Source organism: Nodularia harveyana UHCC-0300 (assembly GCF_034931085.1).
Classification (GTDB): Bacteria; Cyanobacteriota; Cyanobacteriia; order Cyanobacteriales; family Nostocaceae; genus Nodularia; species Nodularia harveyana.
Map to the genome: position 1 here is coordinate 89944 of NZ_JAYGHG010000009.1, position 25664 is coordinate 115607.

Sequence of the window (25664 nt, forward strand, 5' to 3'; positions counted from 1 at the left end):
CTGCTGAATTAGCCATAACATTAATTTTTGGTAGCAACCCTGAAACTGAGGAAAATTAAGCCAGTGTTTCTGGACAATAACCCAGCCCTCGCACGAATTGTTGTCGGAAAGCTTCAATTTCTTCTCTCTGTGGATTACCGTGAGAAACAATCGCTACTTGGTAGCGGCGCATTACGTCTACAGGAGATTGTCCTGCTTGTAAACTCCAAAGAGCCATTTGTACCCGCATTGGTGGTTCATAGCTAATTCCTAATTCGTTAAGAAAAGCTCGAAAGTTCCCATCTTCTTGGGGTGAAATTTCTTCTTGAAATTTTATTCTTACAACCCAACCATCAATTTGATGAATCACACTGACGAAAGAAACGGGCATCTGAGGTCTGTTGTGCAGATGTTGTACAATCCTCAACGTTAAACTGGCATTTGCCAAGTAATACAAATATTCCATAGTTGCTGCTTGGGATTAATCTCCATCCTACATTTCTATTTTCGTCAATAGATCGCTATTCCCGGTAGGGTAAAAGCCCCCGTTTTTCTATGGGGAGGTCTACCCAATTTTGCTCCTAATTGATACTTGCGTGTTATCCCCATTGATCTTGAAGTTGCATATCGTCGGGAATATACGGCAAAAAATAGCAGATTTACTGTGATTAAATCACAAACCCATTGAATACAACATCACGCGATCGTAAATTTGATCGGGCAACAGAGACTTTAGTAAAACGGAAATTTTAGCGTCTTTTCCGACAACATAGCGAGTTTTGGGATGCTTTGCGGTGAGGGCTTTAACAACAGTCTTAGCAACAATTTCTGGAGAAATTCCCCCAGATGCTATTGTCCCCACTTTGTTACGTACAGCAGTCATGGCTTCGCCATAAAGTTCTTCTGCTGATTGCGATAGGTTTTGTCGTGCTGAGTCCACTTGGGTAAAGGACTTTTCCCAAATTGGTGTGGCGATCGCACCTGGTTCTATAATTACAACTGAAATTCCCCAAGGGCGCAACTCCATACGCATCACATCGGTTAGTGCTTCCAGCGCAAATTTTGAAGTATTGTAAGCTCCTAGAAACGGTGCAGCAGTTCTACCGCTAATGGAACCCATATTGATAATTCTACCTTGACCCTGGCGCAATAAACCCAAAAATCCTTGTGTAACTGCTAATTGTCCGGTGACATTAATTGCCATCTGCTGTTGAAATTCAGCAATTGGGAGTAATTCTAAGGGGCCGGGAACAGCAACACCGGCGTTATTTACTAAACCTAAAATTCCACTATCACCAACTACATTTGTTAAAGTCTCCACAGCACCTTGAATTGATTCAGAGTCAGTTACATCTAAAAAAATTGGTTTTAGCTTTGGTGATGCTTTTTTTTGTAATCTTTGAGCATCCTCATCTTTCCGAACACCAGCAAATACAAAATATCCCAACTCATCTAAGAGTAAAGCACAAGCTGCACCAATTCCTGTTGATGCTCCTGTGATCACAACTGTATTTTTTTTTCCTGGAAACATTAATTTCTTCAGCACTATTAATTTATGATAATTGATATTAGAGCCTGAGAAAATTTAAGCATTACAAGTCTCTGAATCCCGTTATATTGCACCGAAATGCTGATTTATCGCCATGATTTTTGAATGCTATAAATACCTTAACTATAAATTTACTTGTTGAAAATAAATGTAACAAAGCTATCTTTTAGCAGAATTTTAAATTGCTATAAGTTATGTTTGCTATAGCTAAATTATCTCAAAACAAACCCTCTCCTGACTAAGAAGAGGGAAGACTTTAACCTAAGTCAAAAACTTGTGTCGTAATGTGATGAGATTTATCTCTAAATGAAGTTTTGCAGACGTTGCACCAATTGGTCTGCTTGTACCACTCCTTCAATACGCTCTACTGGCTGACCTTGCTTAAATAGTACCAATGTTGGCAAGGCATTAATTTGATACTGACTTGCTAGTCCGTCGTACTTTTCTGTGTCAATTTTGACAACACGTAAACGATTTTGTAATTGGGCGTTAACTTTTTCTAAAATTGGCACCATCATCTGACAAGGACCACACCAATCAGCATAGAAATCTACTAACACAGGTACATCAGAACCAGCTAACATCTCTTCAAAACTGTTGAATTGTTTTTTTGTAGCCATGTGACACACACTAAATTTTTATTGATTTCTTTCAATGGTAATGTGTCTCTCAAAGAATGGGCATATCATAATTTTGTTTTTATTGTTGCTTAATTATGCACTGTTCCTAAAGGTATAGATATCTAATGCGGGCAAAATATCAGTGCCAAATATTTCACTATAGGCACAAATCACCATAAGATCGTTAGCGCGGTTATTTAAAAAACTGAGGATGAATTGATGGAAATTTTGCCAGAAAATTTGCAAAACCTGCGGGAAAAAGTAGCAGTTATTACAGGTGCTTCACGGGGAATTGGACGAGCGATCGCATTAGAACTCGCAACCCAAGGAGCCACTATAGTAGTTAATTATGCTAATTCTAGCGGTGCGGCTGAGAGTGTAGTTGCAGAGATTACTACCGCCGGCGGTCAGGCGATCGCCCTACAAGCAGACGTATCCCAAGGCGACCAAGTAGATAAACTAATTAAAACTGTGATGGAAAAATTCCAGCGCATTGATATCTTCGTCAATAACGCCGGAATCACCCGTGACAACCTACTTTTACGCATGAAGCCAGAAGATTGGCAAGCAGTAATTGACCTCAACTTAACTGGTGTATTCTTATGTACACGCGCCGCTAGTAAAATCATGCTTAAACAACGTTCAGGACGGATTATTAATATCGCTTCCGTTGCGGGACAGATGGGGAATGCTGGTCAAGCAAACTACAGCGCCGCCAAAGCAGGTGTGATTGGCTTTACCAAAACCATAGCCAAAGAATTGGCAGTTCGTGGAATCACAGTTAACGCCGTCGCCCCCGGTTTCATTGCCACAGACATGACCAGTAACCTCAGCAACAGCGAAGAAATTTTGAAATATATCCCCCTCAGTCGCTACGGTGAACCAGAAGAAATAGCCGGCATGGTGCGCTTCCTCGCAGCCGATCCAGCAGCTGCCTACATTACCGGACAAGTCTTTAACGTTGATGGTGGCATGGTGATGTAATTTGTGATCATTAGTTCAATTACGAATTACTAAAATTTTTGTGCCAGACAGTCAAGCCCAAGAGGGCGATAATACTACAACCAGTGGCCAAGATCACCTGCCACTTCATGCCCTTGATTGCCATAGCCAGCAAGTTAAAGACTAAAGCAATAGTCCATAAAGTTAATGCTGCATGACTTTGGGAAAATCCCCAGGCCAGCAAGCGGTGGTGTAGGTGATCTTTACCGGGAGTACTGAGGGGGTTTTTTCCTGCCAATAACCTGCGGATAAATACTTGTGTAGTATCCACTACTGGCAACAACACAAATAAAACTGTTGGACCCAGAGCAAAAATTGTATTTTCTTGCAAGTTACCTAAAATACTAGTGGCAGCCAACACATAACCAAAAAAGTATGCACCTGCATCACCCATGATAATCCGTGAGGGGTGGAAGTTATGGCGCAAAAATCCCAGTGCGCCACCCCCTAAAGCTGCCAGCACTAAAATAGCAGCTGCCCGATTGGGAAATTGGGCAGCAACCCCTAACAAACTCATGGCAGTGATAAAACTCACCCCTCCCGCTAATCCATCCATGCCATCCATCAAATTGATGGCGTTGGTGATACCTACTACCCAAAGTACTGTCAGGGACATAGAAAGAATCGAGTCAATGGGAGTATTCAAACCCACTTCGATACTGATGCCATTGGCATACAGCAACAATGCCGTCACAATCTGCGCCCACAAGCGTACTAGAGGGGGTAAACCAAACTGATCATCAATAAAGCCAACAAGTACAAGGATGGAACCTCCCAGTAAAATAGTTAGCACCTGAGCTAAGACGTTTTGCAGGGCAATCGGTCGTAACAGGGTAGCTAGTACCATTGCGGCAATTACTCCCGCATAAATTGCTAAACCCCCGGCATTGGGTAAGGGCTGTTGGTTAAGTCGTCTGGCATTTGGTTGGTCGGCCCAACCTACCCGCAGGGCAAATTTACGGACTGTGGGAATCAAACGCCACGTAACCACCCAAGCCAAAATAAATGTAAATACTACTGCCAACCAGCCGGAGCCGCTAGGGTCGGCAATGCCGAGGGACTCAAAAAAGTTGTCTAGATTCATCCCCCAATTCAAGCATTACTGCCAGTGTCCTATATAATCAACAACTGTAATATTAATCAATTTTTTTATTTTCATTTATAATCTGAACTGCCTGGGTAGTTAGCACTCTGCTGTTGTGAGTGCTAAATTGTCTAAAGTTACCACTAGAGAGATAAAACATGGTAAAAATTATTTCCTTTGATGAAGATTCACGGCGATCGCTAGAAAGAGGTGTCAACGCTATCGCTGACGCAGTAAAAATTACCTTGGGTCCCAGAGGTCGTAATGTCCTGTTAGAAAAAAAGTTTGGCGCACCCCAAATCGTCAATGATGGAATTACCGTTGCTAAAGAAGTTGAATTAGAAGACCCTTTAGAAAATACTGGTGCCAGATTGATTCAGGAAGTGGCATCCAAAACCAAGGATATCGCCGGTGATGGCACTACCACTGCCACAGTTTTAGCACAGGCAATCATTAAAGAAGGTTTAAAGAACGTCGCAGCTGGTACTAACCCCATCAGCTTAAAGCGTGGTATCGACAAAACCATCGAAGCCCTAGTAAAAGAAATTGCTAGCGCCGCCAAGCCAGTAGAAGGCAGTGCGATCGCTCAAGTAGCCACTGTTTCCTCTGGTAATGACGAACAAGTCGGCCAGATGATCGCCGAAGCGATGCAAAGAGTCACCAAAGACGGTGTGATCACTGTAGAAGAATCTAAATCCCTAACTACAGAATTGGAAGTAGTGGAAGGGATGCAGATTGATCGGGGTTATATTTCTCCCTACTTCATCACCAACACCGACAGACAAATCGTAGAATTTGAAAATGCTCGCATCCTGATTACCGATAAAAAAATCAGTAACATCCAGGATTTAGTGCCAGTATTGGAAAAAGTTGCCCGTCTCAGTCAACCCTTGCTGATTATTGCTGAAGACGTAGAAGGAGACGCTTTAGCAACTTTGGTAGTTAACAAAGCCCGGGGTGTGCTAAATGTTGCTGCTATCAAAGCACCAGGATTTGGCGATCGCCGCAAAGCCCTATTACAAGACATTGCCATTCTCACCGATGGACAAATGATTTCTGAAGAAATCGGTTTAAGCCTAGACACCGCTACTTTAGAAATGCTGGGAACAGCCCGCAAAATCACCATCGACAAAGAAAACACCACAATTGTCGCTGCTGGTGAAACCAAACCAGAAGTACAAACCCGCATTGCTCAAATTCGTCAGCAACTAGCAGAAACTGATTCTGAATACGATCAAGAAAAACTCCAAGAACGCATTGCCAAGCTAGCAGGTGGTGTCGCAGTCATTAAAGTCGGTGCAGCCACAGAAACCGAACTCAAAGACCGCAAACTACGAATTGAGGACGCGCTGAACGCCACTAAAGCTGCTGTGGAAGAAGGCATTGTTCCCGGTGGTGGCACAACTTTGATTAACTTGATCACAAAAATCGACGCAATCAAACAAAACCTCACCGAAGAAGAAAAAATTGGCGCAGATATTGTCAAACGAGCCTTAGAAGCTCCCCTGCGTCAAATAGCAGAAAATGCCGGCGACGAAGGCTCTGTAATTGTCTCTGAAGTCAAGAAAAGTGCTTTCAATATCGGTTACAACGCTGCTACTGGAGAATTTGAAGATTTGATTGCTGCCGGCATCATTGATCCTGCTAAAGTAGTGCGTTCAGCTTTGCAAAATGCTGGTTCCATTGCCGGTATGGTAATTACCACTGAAGCCATCGTCGTTGAAAAACCAGAACCCCAATCCGCAGCAGCCCCTGACATGGGCGGCATGGGCGGCATGGGCGGCATGGGTGGCATGGGCGGCATGGGTGGCATGGGCGGCATGGGCGGCATGGGTATGTTCTAATCTCTGTTGCTTCATGTATAGCAGGGAACAGGGAACAGGGAACAGGAAGCTGGAAACTCGCTAATTGTAAGGGTTTCATTATCTGTTTCTGTCCTAACCTCCTTGGCGGTTGCTATAAATATTTTGTGAGCAGTTTGTCTGATGACGGCAAACTGTTTTTTTATACCCTTCCTGATTCCACGAAATGATCACCACTTAATACTGATGCTATATTTGACAAAATAAGGTTATCTATCAATGACTGATATTCAAATCTTATAAAATTTCCGACAACAGGTTAAATCAATACAGCCATAGCAGGTAACGGAGAAGAGGCTGGAAACTCCCTAATTAAGAAATTTAATTATCTGTTTGTATCCTCACCTCCTGGGCGGTTACTATACTCTTATAAAATTCTGGAGCAAAATTACAAAATTGCAATTTTTCACCCTTAACTAACAAATATTAAATAGTAAATAAAACTGCATGGTAAAAAAACTTCGCCGTATACCCAAAACAGTGAAGAAGTTCTACAAAAAAGAATTCTATCACCAACCAGGAACTCTTCCAGGAACTATCATTGTTGACATAAATGCTGAAGAACCCATAATTGTTTTGTTTGACTATAACCAAACTAACTGCATTCGTAAACAAATAGCAGTTCCTGAAGAATGTATCAGTTATCTGGAGCAGGAATCTGTCTCTTGGGTAGATGTACAAGGCTTAGGGAATCAAGACATATTACAACGATTGGGTAGGGTTTTCGATTTACATCCTCTAGTTTTAGAAGATGTCGTCAATATGGGAGAACGTCCCAAAATTGAAGATTATGAAGACCAATTACTCATAATTTCCCAGATGGTAGTTCCAATAGAAAAAAACTGTGGATTTCACAGCGAGCAAGTCAGTTTTGTTTTGGGTAAACATTATCTGCTTACAGTCCAAGAAGAACCAGAACATGATTGCTTTGCAGGAGTGAGATTACGCATTGATCGAGGTAAAGGGATGATTCGCAAACAGGGGGCTGATTATTTAGCTTATGCCCTGTTAGATGCCATTATTGATGGCTTTTTCCCAGTATTAGAAATGTACGGAGAACGACTGGAACAATTAGAGGAAGAAGTAATATTCAACCCTACCCGCAACACACTACAACAAATTTATCAAATTAGACGAGAACTTCTGCAATTACGTCGTGCTATCTGGCCTCAGAGAAATGCAATTAGTTCTTTAATTCGAGATGGGAGTGAATTAATAGGAGCAGAAGTACAAATCTATCTACGAGATTGTTATGACCATGCTGTACAAGTTATGGATATGGTGGAAAATTACCGGGAACTAGCATCTGGATTAATGGATGTTTATTTATCAGCAGTGAGTAATAAAATGAATGAAATCATGAAGCTACTAACGGTAGTTTCGGCCATTTTTATTCCATTAACTTTTGTGGCTGGAATATATGGGATGAATTTTAATCCTGAAAAATCTCCTTACAATATGCCTGAACTAAATTGGTATTGGGGCTACCCAGTGTGCTTGGCTGTAATGGCAGCTATTGGTTTTGGTTTACTATTCTTTTTCTGGCGACGAGGCTGGCTGAAAAATTCTTCGACAATTAAGGAAGGTTGATAATAACTCCTTAGGCAAATATACAAAATTTTTAGAGGGAGTTCATATTTAGATTTATGAAGAATGGCGACCAAAATTTAGTGATTTTGACCATTTATATTATTGGCGTTTCCTACGTCTTTAACCGTATGGTCGAATCTATCGACGATAAAATTAAATTTGAATTTCAAAAATCAGTGGTTGATGAGCAACTCAAAGAACAAAATCTTCAAGACCAAGTGGGGATTTCTTTGAAATTTAAACCTTTGTATCCGATAGATGACCTCAAAGATTTATCCCTGAGTATCGAGAATAAATCTGAGAATATTGCTATATATGTTGACTGGGATAATAGTTCTTTAGTTGTGGAACAGACCAAGCAATCACGCCGAGTTATTCGCAAATCACCAGACTTAACCCGCGATTTGGCTGTTCCCCAGAGTCCTAGTCTGATTCCTCCTCGAAAAACACTTTCTGAAACCGTCACAGCAGAAGATGTTTTTGAGCGTGATCAAGTATCTGGAACTTACTCAGCTACAAAACCGATAATTAATATCACTGCACTCAGCAAAGGTGGTCCACCGCAAAAAAAGTTATATAACGCTTTTATGAATGAAAAAAAAGAATTGGAATTTTCTCTACAACTAGTCCTACGCATCTCTAAAGTGGGTCTAGGTTCAGATCCAATTGTAAATGTTCCACCCATCTGTATTATCAATTGTCCCGTCACGATTAAAAAATTACCCTGGACTTATGCACTACCTTGGAAGAAAAAGAAATAATCACAATCGCACAGATCACACCATCCCAGATTACACTGGAATTAAGGAGTGAGTAGGCGCAGGCGGTTGCATATCAGTCAGATTGACTGGTTTGAGGAAAGTCCGGGCTCCCGAAAGACCAAACTTGCTGGATAACGCCCAGTGCGAGCGATCGTGAGGATAGTGCCACAGAAAGATACCGCCATCTACAGTGAACAGTGAACAGTGAACAGTCAAAACCTGATAACTGATAACTGATAACTGAAAATGGTAAGGGTGCAAAGGTGTGGTAAGAGCGCACCAGCACAACCGAGAGGTTGTGGCTCGGTAAACCCCGGTTGGGAGCAAGGCGAAAGGAGACTATGGTTGGTCTTTTACCAGTTTCCGTTAGGAGAGCCGCTAGAGGCGTTTGGTAACAAGCGTCCCAGATAGATAACTGCCCTCAAAGGTGTTTTTAAACACTGGCGAGAACAGAACCCGGCTTATGTCCGACTCTCTCCCCTCTTTTTAAGTGTTGAATAAAATCTAAAATCTAAAATTCCCCAGTGAATCTAGTTTGGATTTTGGAGGAAGCGGTTTTCCTAGCGTAAGCATCGCAGCAAGTATTTTAGATTGGAATTAAATCTAAAATCTAAAATCTAAAATCTAAAATTCCCTAGTCCCCAGTACCCTATCTCCCTTGATGACACTTGTTTATCCACGCCGTCAGCGACAGCTCGAAAGTTTAGTCAGAAGGTTAGGTTTACCAGTAGGTTTACCGATTAAGTGGGATCTGTTGGATTTAGCTCTGACTCATCCTACTGTTTCGGAATCGGCAAATTATGAACAGTTGGAGTTTGTCGGTGATGCTGTGGTGCGACTAGCGGCGGCGGTGGTTTTGTGGGAAACTTATCCCGATTGTCCCGTGGGGGATTTTGCAGCAATTCGGTCAGTGTTGGTGAGCGATCGCATCCTGGCTCAACTGGCTAGAGAATATGGTTTTGAATTATACTTGCTTGTGGCAGGTAGTGCTACTGGTGATAAAATTGGTCAAGAATCACGATTGGCAGATGCTTTTGAGGCGGTTTTGGGTGCGTTTTATCTCAGTACGAACAATTTGGAGTTAATTCGTCCTTGGCTAGATTTTCACTTAAAAAAATTAGCTACGGAAATTCGTCTCGATCCCGCTCGACTTAATTACAAAGCCGCTCTGCAAGAATGGACACAGGCTGAATTTAAAGTTTTGCCTGAATATCGGGTAACAGAGGTTAATCAAACTAACCAAAATCAAGAGCGTTTTGCGGCTGAAGTTTGGCTACATGATCACAAACTCGGTGAAGGTAAAGGACGCTCAATTAAAGCTGCTGAACAAGCCGCAGCTAAAGTAGCTTTCTTGGCAATTCCTCAGCAGGATAATCCTGAAACTTAAAATTTTGATATGAAAATCGCTGTTATTGGTGTCGGACGTTGGGGAGTACATTTACTGCGGAATTTTTTAGCACATCCTCAAGTGGATGTAGTGGCGGTTATAGACCCCCAGGCACAAAGATTAGCAGCAGTAAAGCAGCAGTTTAACTTAGATGCAAATATATTATTGAGTACTCAGTGGTCAGATTTACAGCAAGTACCTGGTCTGACAGCACTAGCGATCGCAACTCCAGCCATCACCCACTATACTTTAATTAAAGACTCCCTAAAATCGGGCTATCATGTTCTAGCAGAAAAACCCTTAACTCTAGACCCAATAGAATGTCTAGAACTCTGTCAATTGGCAGAAAAACAGCATTTAATCCTGATGGTTGACCATACTTATTTATTTCACCCAGCTGTTGCACAAGGGCAAACCGTAGTTAAAGCAGGTAAATTAGGTGATTTACGCTATGGTTACGCCACACGCACCCACTTAGGTCCAGTTCGCCAAGATGTTGATGCTTTGTGGGACTTAGCGATTCATGATATTGCTATTTTTAACAACTGGCTTGGTCAAATCCCCGTGAAAGTACAGGCTACAGGTACGGTGTGGTTGCAAAGGAATGGTGAATCTCACCACTCTCTATCAGGATTAGCAGATTTAGTCTGGGTAACAATGACCTACCCCGATGGCTTTCAGGTATATATTCATCTCTGCTGGGGAAATCCTGATAAACAGAGAAGACTGGCGGTTGTGGGTAGTCGTGGTTGCTTAATTTTTGATGAAATGTCCACTGCATCACCCCTAACTCTGTTACATGGTGAATTTGAACGTCAGGGAAATCAGTTTTTACCTGTGAATCAACAACGAGAGGTGGTGGAATTTCCAGCAGGTGAACCATTGCAGCGAGTTTGCGATCGCTTTATTGTCAATATAATCCAGAATACTACCCCAGATATTTCCTCTGGTTGGGTAGGCACAGAATTAGTAGAGATTCTTTCAGCCCTGACAGCATCTCTCAAGCAAGGTGGACAAACGATTGATGTTAACATCAACGCTTGGTAATTTCTCCATGTACTTCACCTAATTGCAAGACACTGTAACTATTCTCCATCAGTGAATGTTCGTAAATTCCCGGATCTAAACCTGGTTTCTCAGATCCATTTATCTCCTGAGACTCTGCCAGAATTTCCTTCCCAGGAAGAGGATATGACTTCATCTGCTTAACCACAACTGTATCTGCACTGGTTAATAGGGCGCTATCAATCATTGGTAATATCATATTTACCGTCGTGCCTTGATTTATACCCGCACTTTCTAATGTAATAGAACCTCCCATCAGTTCAATTAAATTCCGAGAAATCGCCAGTCCTAATCCCGTACCTTGCACCTTGCGGGTTGCGCCACCATCCAGCATCACAAATGGGCGAAATAGTTTGTGCTGCTGGGCGGGTTCTATACCTAAACCTGTATCTGTGACACTGACAATTACCTGAGATGGCTGACCAAGATTGTAGGAAATTGCTGTAGAAATTCGGATGCTACCTTCATCGGTAAACTTAGTAGCATTACCAATGACATTAATCAGGACTTGCTTTAACTTAGCTGCGTCTGCTTTGACGGGAATTAATTCAGTACCCAAATCAGTTTTTAACTGCAAACCTTTTTGCTGCACATTTACTGATTGTAAATTAATCACTTCCAGTAATATTTGTCTCAAATCAACCGGTACTGTCACCACTGACAGCTTACCTGCTTCAATTTTAGAAATATCCAGTAGCTCATTAATAATACCGAGCAAGTGAATAGCTGTATCGTCGGCACGTTTGAGAAACTCAATTTCCTCTTCTCGGTTATCGCACAAGCCATCGTGAACCACCCGCACACAGTTAATAATCACATTCAGGGGATTTCTTAATTCATGGGAAGTGGTCGCCAAAAACTGAGTTTTAATCTGGTTGGCGTTTTTTGCTTCTTTCCAAGCTATTTCTAGTTCTTCCGCCCAGGCTTTAAGTCTCTCAACCATTTGGTCTATTGCTTGGGCTAGTTGGTTGAACTCCCGGATTTTGAAGTTCCGTGGTACTGGTTGGGCGGCGTGGTGACTGTGAAGATTGAGGGCGTAATCTCGCAATTCTTCGAGAGGGTTAGCCAGGTAGGGGGCTAAATAAAGGGATGCTAACAAACTCGCACCAATCAAACCCACTGCTAACACAATCAAGATCAGTTTGATTTCTTCTAAACCCAATAGAGCATTATCTACAGTGCTTACGGCTAGAACTATCCATTTTTGCCCCGGTTCGGTGGTTGTGGGATTGGTAATAGCTGTGAAACCAACGATTAATTCTGTAGTTCCTTGGGAAGGCAAATTTATGGAATTACTTTTTCCCTCTATGGCATTTTTAACAATATATTGCAGTTGGCGAGCATCTGGGTGTTGTTGAATATTACTACCCACTAGCTTTGCTGATGGGTGTGCTAAAATCATGCCGTTTTCAGCAATTACTACTGTAGCGCCTGTTAAGGAACCTGGTTTATTTTTGGTTTGTCTATATAGTGCTGATTGAATACTTAAAGCATATACTGCTCTTCCAGTGCGGCTATACACTGGGGTGGATACCATTAATTGCAGTTGATCATACTGATTTTTAGGGCCTGTGGTTCCTGGCTTGGGAGGTAGAATTTTTTGGATCAGAATCTTTTCTCCTTGCTGAGGAAAAGATAATTTCAATGGGCTAATTTCTTGGTTTCCACAGGTACTGGCAATAATTTTACGGCTTTGTAGATGAGTTAATTGTAAGCACTCAATATGGCTGGGTAATTGTTTTGATAGCTGAGTGAGATATTTTTCTACTTCTTGAGGGGAACCAGACTGAATAACGTTTGTTTGGCTGACAGTTAGCAGGTGAATTTTCAGGGTAGCGATCGCATTGGCAATTTTCTCACCTTTGAAGATAGCGCTTTCTGTGAGATTTTGAGTGGCAGTTTTTAATAGGCTAGACCTAGCTTTATTTAATGCCACAATCTCTCCCAGTAATAAAGCTGGGACAAACAAAAGTAAAATTCTGGTTACTAAAATACGTCTAAAGGATGATTGACGAGGTTGAGCCATCTAGTATCTCACTTCGCATCTGGAAACCACAAAACTAATTATGCGCAATTAGAACAGCTCAAGGCGATATTCTGCTAAGTTATAATAATTTGCTTATCAACTCTCAAAAATGGCAAAATTTTCACGTATGAGCAGGAATCAGGCATACTAAAAATCATAGCGGGTAGATGTGAATAAAACTGATGTTGCATATAGATATTAATACAGTGATGAAATTGCTAAACAGTAGCTGACGAAGAAATATGTTTTAAATCAATCTACTCACTAGCAAAATGTTAAGACTATCAAACCAACTCCATGATCCAACTTCGTCCTCATACCACAGTAGTTTTGGCGATGAGTGCAGATGGCAAGATAGCGGATTTTAGGCGATCGCCCGCTCGGTTTGGCTCCGGGGCTGATAAAGCACACTTGGAAGCCCAAATTGCTGCCTCTGATGCTGTTTTAATGGGTGCTGGTACTCTTCGCGCCTACGGTACAACACTGACAGTATCAAAACCGATGCTGCTCGAAAATCGCAAAAAACAGGGTAAGCCAATCCAGCCTCTTCATATAATCATTACAAACTCTGGTGAACTTAATCCGGAGATTAAGTTTTTTCAACAACCCATTCAACGTTGGTTACTGACAACAACAATGGGGGCAAATTCTTGGCAAAAACTTCATTTAAAGGGGTTAACAACTGCACAGGAGTCTCCTCCGAAATTTGATCAGATTATAGTTTTTGACACATCAACGGGAAAAGTTGATCTGTTTACTGCTTTGCAACATCTGGCATCTCTACATATAACACGCTTGGCGATATTGGGAGGAGGCGAATTAGTAGCTTCGATGCTGCAATTAGATTTAATTGATGAACTCTGGCTCACGGTTTGTCCTTTAATTTTAGGAGGTGTATCTACACCAACACCAGTAGAAGGGGCGGGATTTTTATCTGATTTAGCGCCTAAATTAGAACTTGTAAAAGTGCATCAAGTTGAGCAAGAAGTATTTCTGCACTATCGGGTGCAACGTTTCGTAAATTAGATTAGGCTAGTAGTCATTGGTCATTAGCCCTTCGGCTACGCTCAGGGTAAATCATTGGTCATCGGTCATTAGTCATTGGTCAGTAGGAAATTACAATCTTTCCCCCCTGCACCCTGCACCCCTGCCTCTTTCCCCCCTGCACCCCTGCTTCTTCCGAGTCCCTAGCAAAACCTAACAATGGTGGAAAAAATCAAGCCTCGCTACTCTAGTCTTTGGATTAACAAAATTGCCGAAATACCCCAAAATGCTTGGGATGCTTTAGCAATGCCGCTAAAAACGCCATTTTTGGAATGGGATTGGCTGAATAATTTAGAAATTTCCCAAAGTGCTACAGCTAAAACTGGCTGGTTACCTAATCATTTAACTCTTTGGCGAGACAGAACGCTGATTGCGGTTGCGCCACTTTACCTGAAAGGTCATAGTTATGGTGAATTTGTTTTTGATCACCAATGGGCAGAATTAGCCGAGCGGATTGGAGTGAGGTATTATCCTAAATTACTGGGAATGACTCCATTTACCCCGGCTGAAGGTTATCGGTTTTTAATCGCCCCTGGGGAAGATGAGGATGAAATTACGGCCATGATGGTGCGTGAGATTGATTCTTTCTGCATCAAACATGGGATTTCTGGTTGTCATTTTCTCTATGTTGATCCCGAATGGCGGAATGTGCTGGAACGGAATGGTTTTATGGCTTGGTTACACCATAGCTATATTTGGGATAATGTGGGGTTTGAAAGTTTTGATGATTATTTGAAATTATTCAACGCCAATCAGCGCCGCAATATCAAGCGAGAACGGAAGGCGGTAGAAAAAGCAGGTTTAAGATTAGAAGCGGTGACTGGTGATGCAATTCCTCAGTCTCTATTTCCTTTGATGTATGATTTCTATGCTGATACTTGTGATAAGTTTGGCTGGTGGGGTAGTAAATACCTGACAAAGCAGTTTTTTGAGCAGCTACACAGTAATTATCGCCATCGAGTTGTGTTTTTTCCGGCTTATGATCAGGAGGCTGGGGATAAACCTGTGGGTATGTCTTTTTGTTTGTTTAAGGGCGATCGCCTATATGGACGTTACTGGGGTAGTTTTCAAGATATAGATTGTTTACATTTTGATGCTTGTTACTATACACCCATTGAGTGGGCGATCGCTCACAATATCCAAAGTTTCGATCCCGGTGCTGGAGGACGACACAAGAAACGTCGTGGTTTTCCGGCTATGCCTAATTACAGTTTGCACCGCTTTTACAATAGTCGTTTAGACCAAATTCTTCGCCCTTATATTCGGGAAGTGAATCAATTAGAACAGGAAGAAATGGCAGCGATTAATCAGGATCTGCCATTTGTTCAGAAAACCGTTGAATTATAGACAGAATCTCCACATATTGAGCGGAGAATGGCTACAACTACTTAATTTTCATATTTTGACTGGTTTGACGCTGGTATTCCATCAACTGGTCAATTTCCTGGATTAATTGTGCTATTTTCTGGGATTCTTCAAGATTGCCTTGCTGTGCAGATAATTTTTCAGCCTGTTTCAATGTTTTTTGAGCTAGCTTCAGTTCACCTTCGTTGTATAAAACTACTCCTAAGTTATAATAGGTTGAGGCATTCTGAGGATTGTAGCGAATAGCTTGGCGATAGACGGCAATAGCTTCTGAGTTTTGACCTTGAATCGCCATGAGACTGCCCATGTTGTTGTAGGCTGTGGCGTTGTCAGGCTCTAGGGCTACGGCTTGCTGATAGGCGGCGATCGCTGACTCTATTTGTCCTTGTTCTTGTCGGGCGATCGCTAAGTTAAAATAAGCTTTAGCATTGCTGCTATCGAAATTAATTGCTGCTTCATAAGCGGCGATCGCAGCATATACTTGTCCTGTTTCATACAGGATTACTCCTAAATTATACTGACTTACTGAATTGCTAGGATCAATGATCACAGCTTCTTGATAAGCATTAATTGCAGCTTGCTTTTGTCCGTCTCGATCCAATGCTAGTCCCAGATTATAGTAGCCTTCAGCCAGATTAGGATTAATTCTCACCGCCTCTCTATATTCTGCCACTGCTAAATCCGGGCGATTTCGCATCAACATGATGTTACCCAGATAATTGCGTGCCATGTCCAGGGAAGGATCTCGCTGCAAGGCTAGACGAAAAGCCGATTCTGCACCCTGTAAATCCTGCCGGTGATAGCGTGTGACTCCTTGCTGGTAAAGGCTAGCTGTTTCTAAATCCTGAGAAACTGATTGTTGTGCTAGTACCTTACTTCCTGGGATAATTATCGGTGCAGCTAATAGCAAACACGCAGAAGCAGCAGAGAGAAGTTTGAGATGTGGCTGCTGCCAATTGATCAGAGGGTGTAACCACTGACTAATTTTATGCTGTTTATACATAAATAGAAACTCTGAACTTTTGTATATTGCTATAACCCAGAGTACCCATAACGAGATGGAAAATTCAAATTTCCAAGTTAAAAATTGCTAACTTGGCAATCCTTTAGCTTCTGGGAGAATTAGCATAGCATCACCGAAGGAATAAAAACGATATTGAGCGGCGATCGCTTCTTGGTATATATTTATCAACCGTTCTCTACTAATCAAAGCGCTGACCAGCATCATCAAACTAGAACGTGGGAGGTGGAAATTGGTAATTAAACCATCTACCACTCGCCATTCATATCCGGGATAGATAAATAGGTCTGTTTTCCCACCAAATGGTTGTAAATCTCCAGATTTTGCGGCTCCTTCTAAGGCGCGGACTGCTGTTGTTCCCACTGCAATCACTCGACCACCAGCAGCTTTGGTGGCGCGGATTTTTTCCACTGTGGCGGGGGGAACTGAAATCCATTCTTCGTGCATCTGGTGGTTAGTAACATTTTCGATTTCCACGGGGCGAAATGTACCGATGCCAACGTGTAATGTAATAAAAGCTTGATTAATCCCGCGATCGCCTAACTGTGCTAGCAACTCTGGGGTAAAATGTAATCCTGCCGTTGGTGCGGCGATCGCTCCTGGTTGTTGAGCATAAACTGTTTGATATTGTTCATCCGCCGCCGTAGATGTGGTGATATAAGGCGGTAAGGGAATTTCACCAAATTGATCTAAAACTTCTAGTAGTGGTTTTCCTTCCGGGACATCAAACTCTAATAACCGTCCTCCCGTGGCTTTGTCCGTTTCTAAAACTGTAGCGGTGAGAGGTTGAGTATCGGTGGGATTAATTCCTAATTCCCTGGGTGGAAAAACAATCTTTGTCCCGATTTTAAAGCGTTTTCCTGGTTTAACTAAAGCTAACCAACAGTTATATTTTCTTTCTTCTAAGAGTAAAACCTCTATTTCTGCACCCGTAGATTTACGACCATACAGCCGCGCCGGGATGACTTTTGTATCATTGATAATTAATAGATCACCAGCACGTAATAAATCTGGTAAATCTCGAAAAATCTGGTGTAGGGGAGCGGTTCCTTGGCCTGTGGTGGGGGAATTGACTACCAATAAACGGGAACTATCCCTGGGAAATACGGGATTTTGAGCAATCAGTTCCGGGGGTAATTGATAATCATACCCTGCCAATGAGTAATCTAAATTTACCTCTTCTGGTTGATGCAAATTAGTAGATGCTATTTGTTTCTCCATTGAATTTATTGAATCGCTTTAAGAACGCCGGACATTTAAACAACACCATTCCTTCTTTTTCCACAGGGTAGCAACAATCCAACCGTTGTTTTCTAAGGTGTCAGCGACCGCTTTTGATTGTTCGAGTAAAATTCCGCTAAAAATTGCCCAAGTAGTGGGTTTAGCGATCGCACTCATTTCGGGGATTAATTGAATAATCACATCAGCTAAAATATTACATACGATGCCATCTACAGGTTGCAGTGAGAGTTCCTTGACCATTTCTACACTACCTGCTGCTGGTATCAGGCGTTCTGGTCTAATGTTGTTGAGGGTGCGATTGCTGAAGGTTGATTGTACCGCTAAGGGATCTGTATCCACAGCATAGACTTTTTCGGCTCCCAGGAGTAATGCCCCTATGGAAAGGATACCAGAACCACAGCCAATATCTGCAATTACTACAGGTTCTTTTTTCTGACTTTTATCCATAAAAGCCTCTGGTAAACTAGCCAAACGCATTTCTAAGGATTCTAGACACAATTGAGTTGTGGCATGATTGCCAGTACCAAATGCTACCCCAGGGTCAAGAAGAATTATCAATCGTTCAGATGTTTCTGGTAAAGGTAACCATGCGGGATTAATCAGAAAGCGATCGCCAATTTCTTCAGGTTTCCAGTATTGTTTCCAGCTAGTCGCCCAATCTTCCTCATCAATTAACTCCCATTTGAGGCTAGGAATAGAAAATCCGGCACAAAGAGCATCTTGACGCAACCACAGCGACAGCGCCGCCAAATCTAGTAACCGCACTTGCATTTTTGGCAAATAAGCCTTGACTAAACAGGAATTACCTTTGCTTTCACTGGCTGTACCACGGCTACCAAAATCTTCCAGTCGCCAAAAGATAGAATCTTCTAGAGCTGGCTCACATGAAATCTGTAATTCCCACCAAGTGTTTGCCATATTTATTGCTGTAAGCGGAGACTTTGCACTAGTCTGGAAAAAAAGTTTGTAGTGCTGAGTCTCAGATCATTAAGAAGTATAAGTTACTCTTAACATTTTTCTGTACTCAGCACTTAGTCATCAAAGTCTTGAGGATTTAAAGATTTACGGTGTATGCGTCCCTAATTCCCGCTACTTTGACAATTTCGCTCAAAATGCCATCGGGTAAAGGATCATCGATACTCAGAGCCATTACAGCATCCCCACGGACAATTTTCCGTCCTACCTGCATACTGGCAATGTTGACATTAAAACTACCCAGTAAGGAACCGAGTTTACCGATAATTCCTGGCATATCTCGGTGTAAGGTAAACAGCATATATTTACTGGGGGGTACATTAATGGGGAAACCATCAACGTCAGTGAGGTGAATTTCTTTGTCACCTAATAAAGCCCCGGTAACGGAATGAGTGCCTAAAGTACCTGTAGCTTCTAGGTGCAGTGAGCCGGCGTAGTCACGAACTGAAGCATCGCGGGTTTCAATTACCCGGATTCCGCGCTCTTTCGCTTCTATACTAGCGTTAACGTAGTTTACACGTTCCCGGAGGGCTTGGTAAAGTAGTCCTTTCAGGGAGGCGACAACTAAAGGCTGACTCTTGTTGGTGGCGAGTTCCCCTTGTAGTCGGACGGTTAGGGATTCTACTCGTCCACCGGCGAGCTGTCCCACTAAGTTACCGAGGGTTTCGGCTAATTGCATATAAGGCTTGAGTTCTTCTAGAACATCGGGGCCAAATCCGGGGATGTTGACGGCGGAACGGGCGGGGAGTCCTAAGAGAACATCACGAATTTGTTCAGCGACATCAATGGCGACATTTACTTGCGCTTCCGTTGTGGAGGCTCCTAAATGGGGGGTAAGGATCATTTCTTTACCGAGCGATCGCAAATCAGATTCACCCAGGGGTTCTGACTCGAACACATCTAAGGCTGCGCCTTTAATTTGACCTGATTTAATGGCTGCGGCTAAAGCAGCTTCGTCAATTATCCCACCACGGGCGCAGTTGATAATTCTGGCTGTGGGTTTCATTTTCGCCAGAGTTGTGGCGTTAATTAGGTGGGTGGTTTGTGGTGTTTTGGGAATGTGCAGGGTGATATAGTCGGCTTGCTGCATCAGCAAATCAATTTCTACTAACTGACACCCCAGTTGTTCGGCGCGTTCTGTGGAGATAAAGGGGTCGTAAGCTAATAGTTTCATCCCCATTGCTTTCGCCACTGTAGCCACATGGGAGCCGATTTTACCCAAACCGACAACGCCGAGAGTTTTTTTATAAACTTCTACGCCGACAAAGCTTTTGCGGTCCCACTCACCGCTTTTGACGGAAGCATTAGCATCGGGAATGTGACGAGATAAGGATAACATCATCGCTAGGGCGTGTTCGGCGGCGGCGATTGTGTTACCTTCTGGAGAATTGACAACCACAATTCCTCGGCGGGTAGCTGCGGGAATGTCCACGTTATCTACACCTACACCGGCGCGACCGATGATTTTTAACTGAGTCCCAGCTTGAATAATTTCTTCTGTAACCTGTGTACCAGAGCGAATCATCAGCGCGTCATATTCACCAATGATTGCGGTTAGTTCTGCTGGTTTGAGACCTGTTTTGACATCTACAGTCGCAACTTGGGTGAGAATATCAATTCCAGCTTGGTCGATAGGATCGGAAACGAGAACCTTAGACATAATTAGTTCATTTCTTTTAGAGTTACAGGTCTTGCTACACAAGACTTTTTAGTTTAATCTTTATCTGTGGCAATTCGGCAAAAATTAAGCATTTTAATATGGCATTGAGTTCTGATGTATCTGTGCAAGTTGTATAGCAGGGAACAGGGAACAGGGAACAGGCTGGAAACTCGCTAATTGTAAGGGTTTCATGATCTGTTTCTGTCCTAACTTCCTTCGCGGTTGCTATATATGCATGATTTTTCAGGCGATCGCCCCTGGGTCAATACCTAACTCACGCAGTTTTGCTGCTAACATTTCTGCACGTTGGTGTTCTTGTTCTGCACGTTGGTGTTCTTGTGCGGCTTGTTCGCTACTCCATAACAACAAGTTGCCTTCTCTATCCCACCACCGCAGCCAATTCATAGTTTGGCATAGTCTTTCACCCTGCCATATTCCAAAGAATAATTCTAACTCAGGAATCCAGTAACGTCCATTGGCATCTGCTGCTAACAAACTATACTGTCCATTTTGTAAATACCGGACTTCTAAAATCACTTCGTAGGGGTCATAAGTTACGTAAGTAGGAACTTTGAGAATATGTTCATAAAAATACAGTTTACCGTAGGGTGGCGTGGATCGGATGGATAGTTCCCCATTTTCGGTGTCTGACAAAAATTCCATGACTAGAGACACAGGCGCACCTTCTAAGTTGGGGGTGTAACTCCGACGAATTACACCGGCGGCGACAGGCTGCACTTGGGGGACATAAAACCAATCTGGGGCTTTGACAACGATTTTTTTGTTAACTGTGGCTACTAGCCCAAAATTAGAGCCAATCAGCATTTGGGGTTGGATGCGTTGTGTAGCTCCTAAAGCGTCTGTCAATGCTGATGCGATCGCCGGTTGCTGAATATTTTCCACTGGGTCATCGGGTAAAATAAAATTGCTGGGAAGTTCCTCCCAAGTAATATTTAATTCTTTGTGAGTTGTGGGAATAGGTTGAATTTGTAGAACCATAAGACTACTCCTAATATTCAGTGTATTCAATTAGGGAAACTGGCGATCGCGCACTTCGGAAGCGTAATCTTCTACAGCTTTGGTAATTGTCTGGCGCAGATTTGTGTAAACCTTGGCAAAGGGTGGCTGCTTCTGGACTAGACCCAAAATATCGGAGGTGACTAACACCTGTCCATCACAATGCACTCCCGCACCGATACCAATGGTGGGGATGTTTAATTTTTGTGTAATCTGCATTGCTAAATCTGCGGGGATATGTTCTAAGACTATAGAAAATACACCGGCTTGTTCCAGTGCGATCGCTTCAGTTAAAATTCTTTCGGCTGTGGTTTGAGTCTTACCCTGTTGTCGCAGTCCTAGTTGATGAACTGATTGCGGTGTCAAACCTACATGACCCATCACCGGGATTCCCGCCTGGACTAACCTCGCAATAGTTTCCACCATCGCCGGATAACCACCTTCTAACTTCACAGCTTGAGCGCCAGTTTCCTTCAACACCAATCCTGCTGAGTGCATAGCTTGGGGGATGCTTTCTTGGTAACTTAAAAATGGCAAATCTACGACAACTAAAGCCCGTTTGACACCACGACGCACAGCTTTAGCATGATGCAGCATTTCCTCTAGGGTAATTGGTAGGGTAGTTTCGTAGCCTAAAACAGCTGCCATTGAGTCCCCTACTAGAATTAAGTCTACCCCAGCCGCGTCCAGAAGTTGGGCGATCGCATAATCCCACGCAGTCAAAGCTACGATAGCTCGCCCCTGTTGTTTCCATTCAATTAATTGCTGAGTCGTAATTGCCATATTTTTAAGTATAGGGAGTAGGGATAAATGATAAGGATGAGGATATTCTAATTTATTCCCCCCTGCCCCCTGCACCAGTACCCCCCCTCTTTCCCCCCACACCTCCCACACTTCCCACACTTCCCACACCTCCCACACTCCCCATTCCCTACTTCACCGCCCGACCAAAAGCCAGATGAGGACTTGCACTGTCCTTTGTAGGCATTAACCAAGCCAGACCTTCACCAGTACCAATCCATAATTTATTACCGATATCCGGTTCCAGCGCCAGAACTCGGCTAGAAGGAAGTCCCGCAACTTCGTCTAATACAGCGCCAGTATGTGGATTTAACCGTAATAAACCATTGTCAGTTCCCACCCACACACTACCATCTTGGGCAAAGCGCACTGCTGTGACATTTCGCCCCCGCAGTGGAGTTACAGACCGCAAAACCGCGCCAGTTTTCGGATTAATCACCAGTAAATGATTCGGCATTCCCGCCCAAATGAGACCTTCTGGACTAAAGGCTAAAGTTTGTACAGTTGTGCCTGGTAATTGGTTAATCCGCTTCATAATCAAAGCACTAGCAGTATTTACCCGCACCAGTCCATCTAGAGTTCCTACCCACAGTTGACCTTCATTATCTAAAGTCATGGTGTTGGCGCTGACCCCAGGCAAATTTTGTAATGTGGTCATAATTAACCCTTGGTCAGGACTAATTAACGCCAAACCATTATCTGTTCCCGTCCATACATAACCCCGGTTATCAACCAACAAGGACAAAACCCGCTTGGAAGGTAAAAATAAATTCTGGGCTGTAATTTTGCCTGTGCGGGGATCTACTCGCTTCAGTCCTTCATAGGTTCCTACCCATAGGCGACCCACTTTATCTTCTGCTAATGCACCAATGGCCACATTTGGCAAACTCACACGGGCTAAAATGTTGCCTGTATTTGGGTTAATGCGCGATAATCCCCGCCATGAACCCACCCAGAGATTACCTGTAAAATCTTTTAATAGGTTACTTACACGATAGTCTGTTTCTGGCGATCGCCCTGGAAATCCCCGTTCATCCGGTAAAGGGTCTCTTCCCGGTGGTGGTGGTGTAGCCGGATAAGTAGGAGTTAACTCAGATGAATCAACATCAGGCGTTTTTTCCGGCGGTACACTAGTACCAACTTTGTCTGCCCTAGCGATATCTGTCATGGTTACAACACCAATGCTAGGCACAGCTATTAACCCCAGAGATATCAAAGTCAGTAATAATTTATGATGCTGGCGACGTAATTCCACGATCAATTTTCCTTAAATGGCTAACAGTTAGTCTCAGTATTCCCCTAGTCAGATGGTTTTCAACTTCACTCAGAAATTGGTCATTAGTCAATCAATTTTAGATTTTAGATTTTAGATTTTGGATTAGACTGCAATCTAAAATACTCGCTGCGCTGTGTACGCTTCGCTAACGCAAATCCAAAATTCTTTACTCCCCACACTCCCCACACTCCCCTGCTCCCCTGCCTCTTCCCCATACTCAAAGTTTACTTTTGTACATTAAACGTAACAAAAGGTTTAAAACTTTATGTAATAACAAAATTAAATATATAAGTTAAAAACTTTCAAAGAATAACTTATCAAATTCTTGATATATTGTGAGACAAGCTACAAATTAGGTAGTGTGCAACTTTTTTTCTTTCCTTTACCACTCTGCTGAATTTCTGTCAAGCAAATTCTCTCTGGGTATGTTTACCATTACTGGAAGACATATCAGGAGTGTGTCATAGGGAACGGGTTTCAGCAACCCTAAAACCTAGAAACCCCGGTATATAGGGGAATACTTTCATACTTTCCGCAAAGCGTGGAGTTTTTGCTAGAAATAGAAAAGTTTAGCGGGGCAAGAGAAAGAGATAAAAGAGAATTTTTATTCACGGGATGACGAAACAGCACTAAATGCCAGTTCATGCACCCCATTTTGGGGAGAACATTTGTTAATAATTGTTACTAAATGTTCGTTGCCAGAAAATCTACCCGCCAAAGCCAACCTCTAACAAAAATTTTTCCTAATTTTCCCCCTATTTAGTGAGGGTAAAAAGAGGAAGTGAGAGAAAGTTGCACAGAACATGATTTGATTAAGTAATTAGAGTGACTTCTTGGAAGGGAATTTATGTCTTACGCGCAAACGAAGACCCAGAGCAAATCAGGGTATCAAGCCGGGGTTAAAGATTACAGACTAACTTATTACACCCCAGACTACACACCTAAAGATACAGATATTCTTGCAGCATTCCGGATGACTCCCCAACCCGGAGTTCCTCCCGAAGAAGCAGGTGCTGCTGTGGCGGCTGAGTCCTCCACCGGTACTTGGACAACCGTATGGACAGACTTACTAACCGACCTTGACCGCTACAAAGGTCGTTGCTACGAAATCGAACCCGTTGCCGGTGAAGATAACCAATACATCTGCTACGTTGCTTATCCTCTAGACTTGTTCGAGGAAGGCTCCGTTACCAATATGTTGACCTCAATTGTAGGTAACGTATTTGGTTTTAAAGCTCTGCGGGCGCTACGTTTGGAAGACTTGCGGATTCCTGTTGCTTACCTGAAGACCTTCCAAGGGCCTCCTCACGGTATTCAAGTAGAACGTGACAAATTAAACAAATATGGTCGTCCTTTGTTGGGTTGTACCATTAAGCCCAAATTAGGTCTTTCTGCTAAGAACTACGGACGCGCTGTATACGAATGTTTGCGCGGTGGTTTGGACTTCACCAAAGATGATGAAAACATCAACTCTGCACCATTCCAAAGATGGCGCGATCGCTTCTTGTTTGTAGCAGAAGCAATCCACAAAGCACAAGCAGAAACCGGCGAAATCAAGGGTCACTACCTGAACGTCACCGCACCTACCTGTGAACAAATGCTGGAACGGGCTGAGTACGCTAAAGAACTCAAAATGCCCATCGTTATGCACGACTACCTGACCGCAGGTTTCACAGCTAACACCACCTTGGCTCATTGGTGTCGTAAGAACGGTATTTTGCTGCACATTCACCGTGCGATGCACGCCGTAATTGACCGTCAAAAGAACCACGGTATCCACTTCCGTGTATTGGCTAAAACCTTGCGGATGTCTGGTGGTGACCACATTCACACCGGTACAGTTGTTGGTAAGTTGGAAGGTGAACGTGGAATCACAATGGGCTTCGTTGACCTATTGCGTGAAAACTACGTTGAACAAGACAAGTCTCGCGGTATCTACTTTACCCAAGATTGGGCTTCCATGCCTGGTGTAATGGCTGTTGCTTCCGGTGGTATCCACGTATGGCATATGCCCGCACTTGTAGAAATCTTCGGTGATGACTCCGTACTACAATTCGGTGGTGGTACATTGGGTCACCCCTGGGGTAACGCACCTGGTGCAACTGCTAACCGTGTAGCTTTGGAAGCTTGTATCCAAGCTCGTAACGAAGGACGCAACTTGTCTCGTGAAGGTAACGATGTTATCCGCGAAGCTGCTAAGTGGAGTCCTGAACTAGCTGTTGCTTGCGAACTGTGGAAAGAAATCAAGTTCGAGTTCGAGGCCATGGATACTGTCTGATCCTGAAGTAACCAGTAAAAAGTTAAAGAGTAAAAGAAAATAGTCATTCTTTCTTTTTAC

At 43.0% G+C, this 25664-nt stretch carries 21 protein-coding genes and 1 other RNA gene; 10 read left to right on the forward strand and 12 right to left on the reverse strand.

What is annotated here, in order from left to right:
* Positions 1-55: 55 nt before the first annotated feature.
* From VB620_RS08330 to trxA, 3 genes are all read right to left on the reverse strand, one after another.
* A complete protein-coding gene (locus VB620_RS08330; protein ID WP_323195676.1) occupies positions 56-445 on the reverse strand; it encodes a hypothetical protein in 390 nt (129 codons plus the stop codon).
* Between the two features lie 207 nt (positions 446-652).
* Positions 653-1525: an SDR family oxidoreductase gene (locus VB620_RS08335; protein ID WP_323195677.1), complete on the reverse strand. Its 873-nt coding sequence runs from the start codon at positions 1523-1525 to the stop codon at positions 653-655.
* A gap of 305 nt (positions 1526-1830) precedes the next feature.
* Positions 1831-2148 (reverse strand): thioredoxin, encoded by a 318-nt coding sequence (gene trxA, locus VB620_RS08340; protein ID WP_323195678.1) that lies wholly within the window; start codon positions 2146-2148, stop codon positions 1831-1833.
* Positions 2149-2367: 219 nt separating this feature from the next.
* Between trxA and fabG the strand changes: the two genes are divergently transcribed.
* A complete protein-coding gene (fabG, locus tag VB620_RS08345; RefSeq protein ID WP_323195679.1) occupies positions 2368-3132 on the forward strand; it encodes a 3-oxoacyl-[acyl-carrier-protein] reductase in 765 nt (254 codons plus the stop codon).
* 19 nt (positions 3133-3151) lie between these two features.
* Here fabG and VB620_RS08350 read toward each other — a convergent pair whose 3' ends face one another.
* Positions 3152-4234 (reverse strand): MraY family glycosyltransferase, encoded by a 1083-nt coding sequence (locus tag VB620_RS08350; protein ID WP_323195680.1) that lies wholly within the window; start codon positions 4232-4234, stop codon positions 3152-3154.
* A gap of 158 nt (positions 4235-4392) precedes the next feature.
* Between VB620_RS08350 and groL the strand changes: the two genes are divergently transcribed.
* The 6 genes from groL (at position 4393) to VB620_RS08380 (ending at position 10881) form a co-directional block, all read left to right on the forward strand.
* Positions 4393-6078, forward strand: coding sequence for a chaperonin GroEL (gene groL / locus VB620_RS08355; RefSeq protein ID WP_323195681.1), 1686 nt, complete (start codon positions 4393-4395; stop codon positions 6076-6078).
* A gap of 465 nt (positions 6079-6543) precedes the next feature.
* Complete coding sequence (corA, locus tag VB620_RS08360) at positions 6544-7686, forward strand: magnesium/cobalt transporter CorA (protein ID WP_323195682.1); 1143 nt, start codon at positions 6544-6546, stop codon at positions 7684-7686.
* A gap of 56 nt (positions 7687-7742) precedes the next feature.
* Positions 7743-8447 carry a hypothetical protein gene (locus tag VB620_RS08365; RefSeq protein WP_323195683.1) on the forward strand — a complete coding sequence of 235 codons (705 nt, stop codon included), beginning with the start codon at positions 7743-7745 and terminating at the stop codon, positions 8445-8447.
* Positions 8448-8496: 49 nt separating this feature from the next.
* Positions 8497-8926: RNase P RNA component class A (gene rnpB / locus VB620_RS08370), an RNA gene on the forward strand.
* A gap of 182 nt (positions 8927-9108) precedes the next feature.
* Positions 9109-9834 (forward strand): ribonuclease III, encoded by a 726-nt coding sequence (rnc, locus tag VB620_RS08375; protein ID WP_323195729.1) that lies wholly within the window; start codon positions 9109-9111, stop codon positions 9832-9834.
* Positions 9835-9843: 9 nt separating this feature from the next.
* Entirely contained in the window at positions 9844-10881 is a 1038-nt protein-coding gene (locus tag VB620_RS08380) for a Gfo/Idh/MocA family protein (protein WP_323195684.1), read from the forward strand.
* On the opposite strand, the gene VB620_RS08385 is transcribed toward VB620_RS08380, so the two are convergent.
* Complete coding sequence (locus VB620_RS08385) at positions 10868-12925, reverse strand: sensor histidine kinase (protein ID WP_323195685.1); 2058 nt, start codon at positions 12923-12925, stop codon at positions 10868-10870. The genes VB620_RS08380 and VB620_RS08385 overlap by 14 nt on opposite strands.
* Before the next feature lie 297 nt (positions 12926-13222).
* On the opposite strand from VB620_RS08385, the gene VB620_RS08390 reads away from it, so the two are divergent.
* Both VB620_RS08390 and VB620_RS08395 read left to right on the forward strand, forming a co-directional pair.
* Positions 13223-13951, forward strand: coding sequence for a RibD family protein (locus VB620_RS08390; protein WP_323195686.1), 729 nt, complete (start codon positions 13223-13225; stop codon positions 13949-13951).
* 177 nt (positions 13952-14128) lie between these two features.
* Positions 14129-15316, forward strand: coding sequence for a GNAT family N-acetyltransferase (locus VB620_RS08395; RefSeq protein WP_323195687.1), 1188 nt, complete (start codon positions 14129-14131; stop codon positions 15314-15316).
* Positions 15317-15353: 37 nt separating this feature from the next.
* On the opposite strand, the gene VB620_RS08400 is transcribed toward VB620_RS08395, so the two are convergent.
* The 7 genes from VB620_RS08400 to VB620_RS08430 all read right to left on the reverse strand — a co-directional run bounded on the left by VB620_RS08400 (position 15354) and on the right by VB620_RS08430 (position 23218).
* Positions 15354-16337, reverse strand: coding sequence for a tetratricopeptide repeat protein (locus VB620_RS08400; RefSeq protein ID WP_323195688.1), 984 nt, complete (start codon positions 16335-16337; stop codon positions 15354-15356).
* Positions 16338-16424: 87 nt separating this feature from the next.
* Positions 16425-17576 carry a tRNA preQ1(34) S-adenosylmethionine ribosyltransferase-isomerase QueA gene (queA, locus tag VB620_RS08405; RefSeq protein WP_323195689.1) on the reverse strand — a complete coding sequence of 384 codons (1152 nt, stop codon included), beginning with the start codon at positions 17574-17576 and terminating at the stop codon, positions 16425-16427.
* A gap of 18 nt (positions 17577-17594) precedes the next feature.
* Positions 17595-18515 (reverse strand): 50S ribosomal protein L11 methyltransferase, encoded by a 921-nt coding sequence (prmA, locus tag VB620_RS08410; protein WP_323195690.1) that lies wholly within the window; start codon positions 18513-18515, stop codon positions 17595-17597.
* A 136-nt stretch (positions 18516-18651) separates the two neighbouring features.
* On the reverse strand, positions 18652-20232 hold the full coding sequence (gene serA, locus VB620_RS08415; RefSeq protein WP_323195691.1) for a phosphoglycerate dehydrogenase: 1581 nt from the start codon (positions 20230-20232) through the stop codon (positions 18652-18654).
* A 243-nt stretch (positions 20233-20475) separates the two neighbouring features.
* Entirely contained in the window at positions 20476-21231 is a 756-nt protein-coding gene (locus tag VB620_RS08420; RefSeq protein WP_323195692.1) for a Uma2 family endonuclease, read from the reverse strand.
* Positions 21232-21261: 30 nt separating this feature from the next.
* A complete protein-coding gene (panB, locus tag VB620_RS08425; RefSeq protein ID WP_323195693.1) occupies positions 21262-22032 on the reverse strand; it encodes a 3-methyl-2-oxobutanoate hydroxymethyltransferase in 771 nt (256 codons plus the stop codon).
* Between the two features lie 148 nt (positions 22033-22180).
* The gene (locus tag VB620_RS08430; RefSeq protein WP_407674188.1) at positions 22181-23218 is read right to left on the reverse strand and encodes a ligand-binding sensor domain-containing protein; all 1038 of its coding nucleotides are present in this window, start codon (positions 23216-23218) and stop codon (positions 22181-22183) included.
* A gap of 955 nt (positions 23219-24173) precedes the next feature.
* Between VB620_RS08430 and VB620_RS08435 the strand changes: the two genes are divergently transcribed.
* Positions 24174-25604 (forward strand): form I ribulose bisphosphate carboxylase large subunit, encoded by a 1431-nt coding sequence (locus VB620_RS08435; protein WP_323195695.1) that lies wholly within the window; start codon positions 24174-24176, stop codon positions 25602-25604.
* Positions 25605-25664 lie beyond the last annotated feature (60 nt).

Bases quoted from the DNA above. Each gene is read 5' to 3' on its own strand.
- VB620_RS08330 (WP_323195676.1), bottom strand. From the start codon at position 445: ATGGAATATTTGTATTACTTGGCAAATGCCAGTTTAACGTTGAGGATT.
- trxA (WP_323195678.1), bottom strand. From the start codon at position 2,148: ATGGCTACAAAAAAACAATTCAACAGTTTTGAAGAGATGTTAGCTGGT.
- fabG (WP_323195679.1), top strand. From the start codon at position 2,368: ATGGAAATTTTGCCAGAAAATTTGCAAAACCTGCGGGAAAAAGTAGCA.
- VB620_RS08350 (WP_323195680.1), bottom strand. From the start codon at position 4,234: ATGAATCTAGACAACTTTTTTGAGTCCCTCGGCATTGCCGACCCTAGC.
- groL (WP_323195681.1), top strand. From the start codon at position 4,393: ATGGTAAAAATTATTTCCTTTGATGAAGATTCACGGCGATCGCTAGAA.
- corA (WP_323195682.1), top strand. From the start codon at position 6,544: ATGGTAAAAAAACTTCGCCGTATACCCAAAACAGTGAAGAAGTTCTAC.
- VB620_RS08365 (WP_323195683.1), top strand. From the start codon at position 7,743: ATGAAGAATGGCGACCAAAATTTAGTGATTTTGACCATTTATATTATT.
- rnc (WP_323195729.1), top strand. From the start codon at position 9,109: ATGACACTTGTTTATCCACGCCGTCAGCGACAGCTCGAAAGTTTAGTC.
- VB620_RS08380 (WP_323195684.1), top strand. From the start codon at position 9,844: ATGAAAATCGCTGTTATTGGTGTCGGACGTTGGGGAGTACATTTACTG.
- VB620_RS08385 (WP_323195685.1), bottom strand. From the start codon at position 12,925: ATGGCTCAACCTCGTCAATCATCCTTTAGACGTATTTTAGTAACCAGA.
- VB620_RS08390 (WP_323195686.1), top strand. From the start codon at position 13,223: ATGATCCAACTTCGTCCTCATACCACAGTAGTTTTGGCGATGAGTGCA.
- VB620_RS08395 (WP_323195687.1), top strand. From the start codon at position 14,129: ATGGTGGAAAAAATCAAGCCTCGCTACTCTAGTCTTTGGATTAACAAA.
- VB620_RS08400 (WP_323195688.1), bottom strand. From the start codon at position 16,337: ATGTATAAACAGCATAAAATTAGTCAGTGGTTACACCCTCTGATCAAT.
- queA (WP_323195689.1), bottom strand. From the start codon at position 17,576: ATGGAGAAACAAATAGCATCTACTAATTTGCATCAACCAGAAGAGGTA.
- prmA (WP_323195690.1), bottom strand. From the start codon at position 18,515: ATGGCAAACACTTGGTGGGAATTACAGATTTCATGTGAGCCAGCTCTA.
- serA (WP_323195691.1), bottom strand. From the start codon at position 20,232: ATGTCTAAGGTTCTCGTTTCCGATCCTATCGACCAAGCTGGAATTGAT.
- VB620_RS08420 (WP_323195692.1), bottom strand. From the start codon at position 21,231: ATGGTTCTACAAATTCAACCTATTCCCACAACTCACAAAGAATTAAAT.
- panB (WP_323195693.1), bottom strand. From the start codon at position 22,032: ATGGCAATTACGACTCAGCAATTAATTGAATGGAAACAACAGGGGCGA.
- VB620_RS08430 (WP_407674188.1), bottom strand. From the start codon at position 23,218: ATGACAGATATCGCTAGGGCAGACAAAGTTGGTACTAGTGTACCGCCG.
- VB620_RS08435 (WP_323195695.1), top strand. From the start codon at position 24,174: ATGTCTTACGCGCAAACGAAGACCCAGAGCAAATCAGGGTATCAAGCC.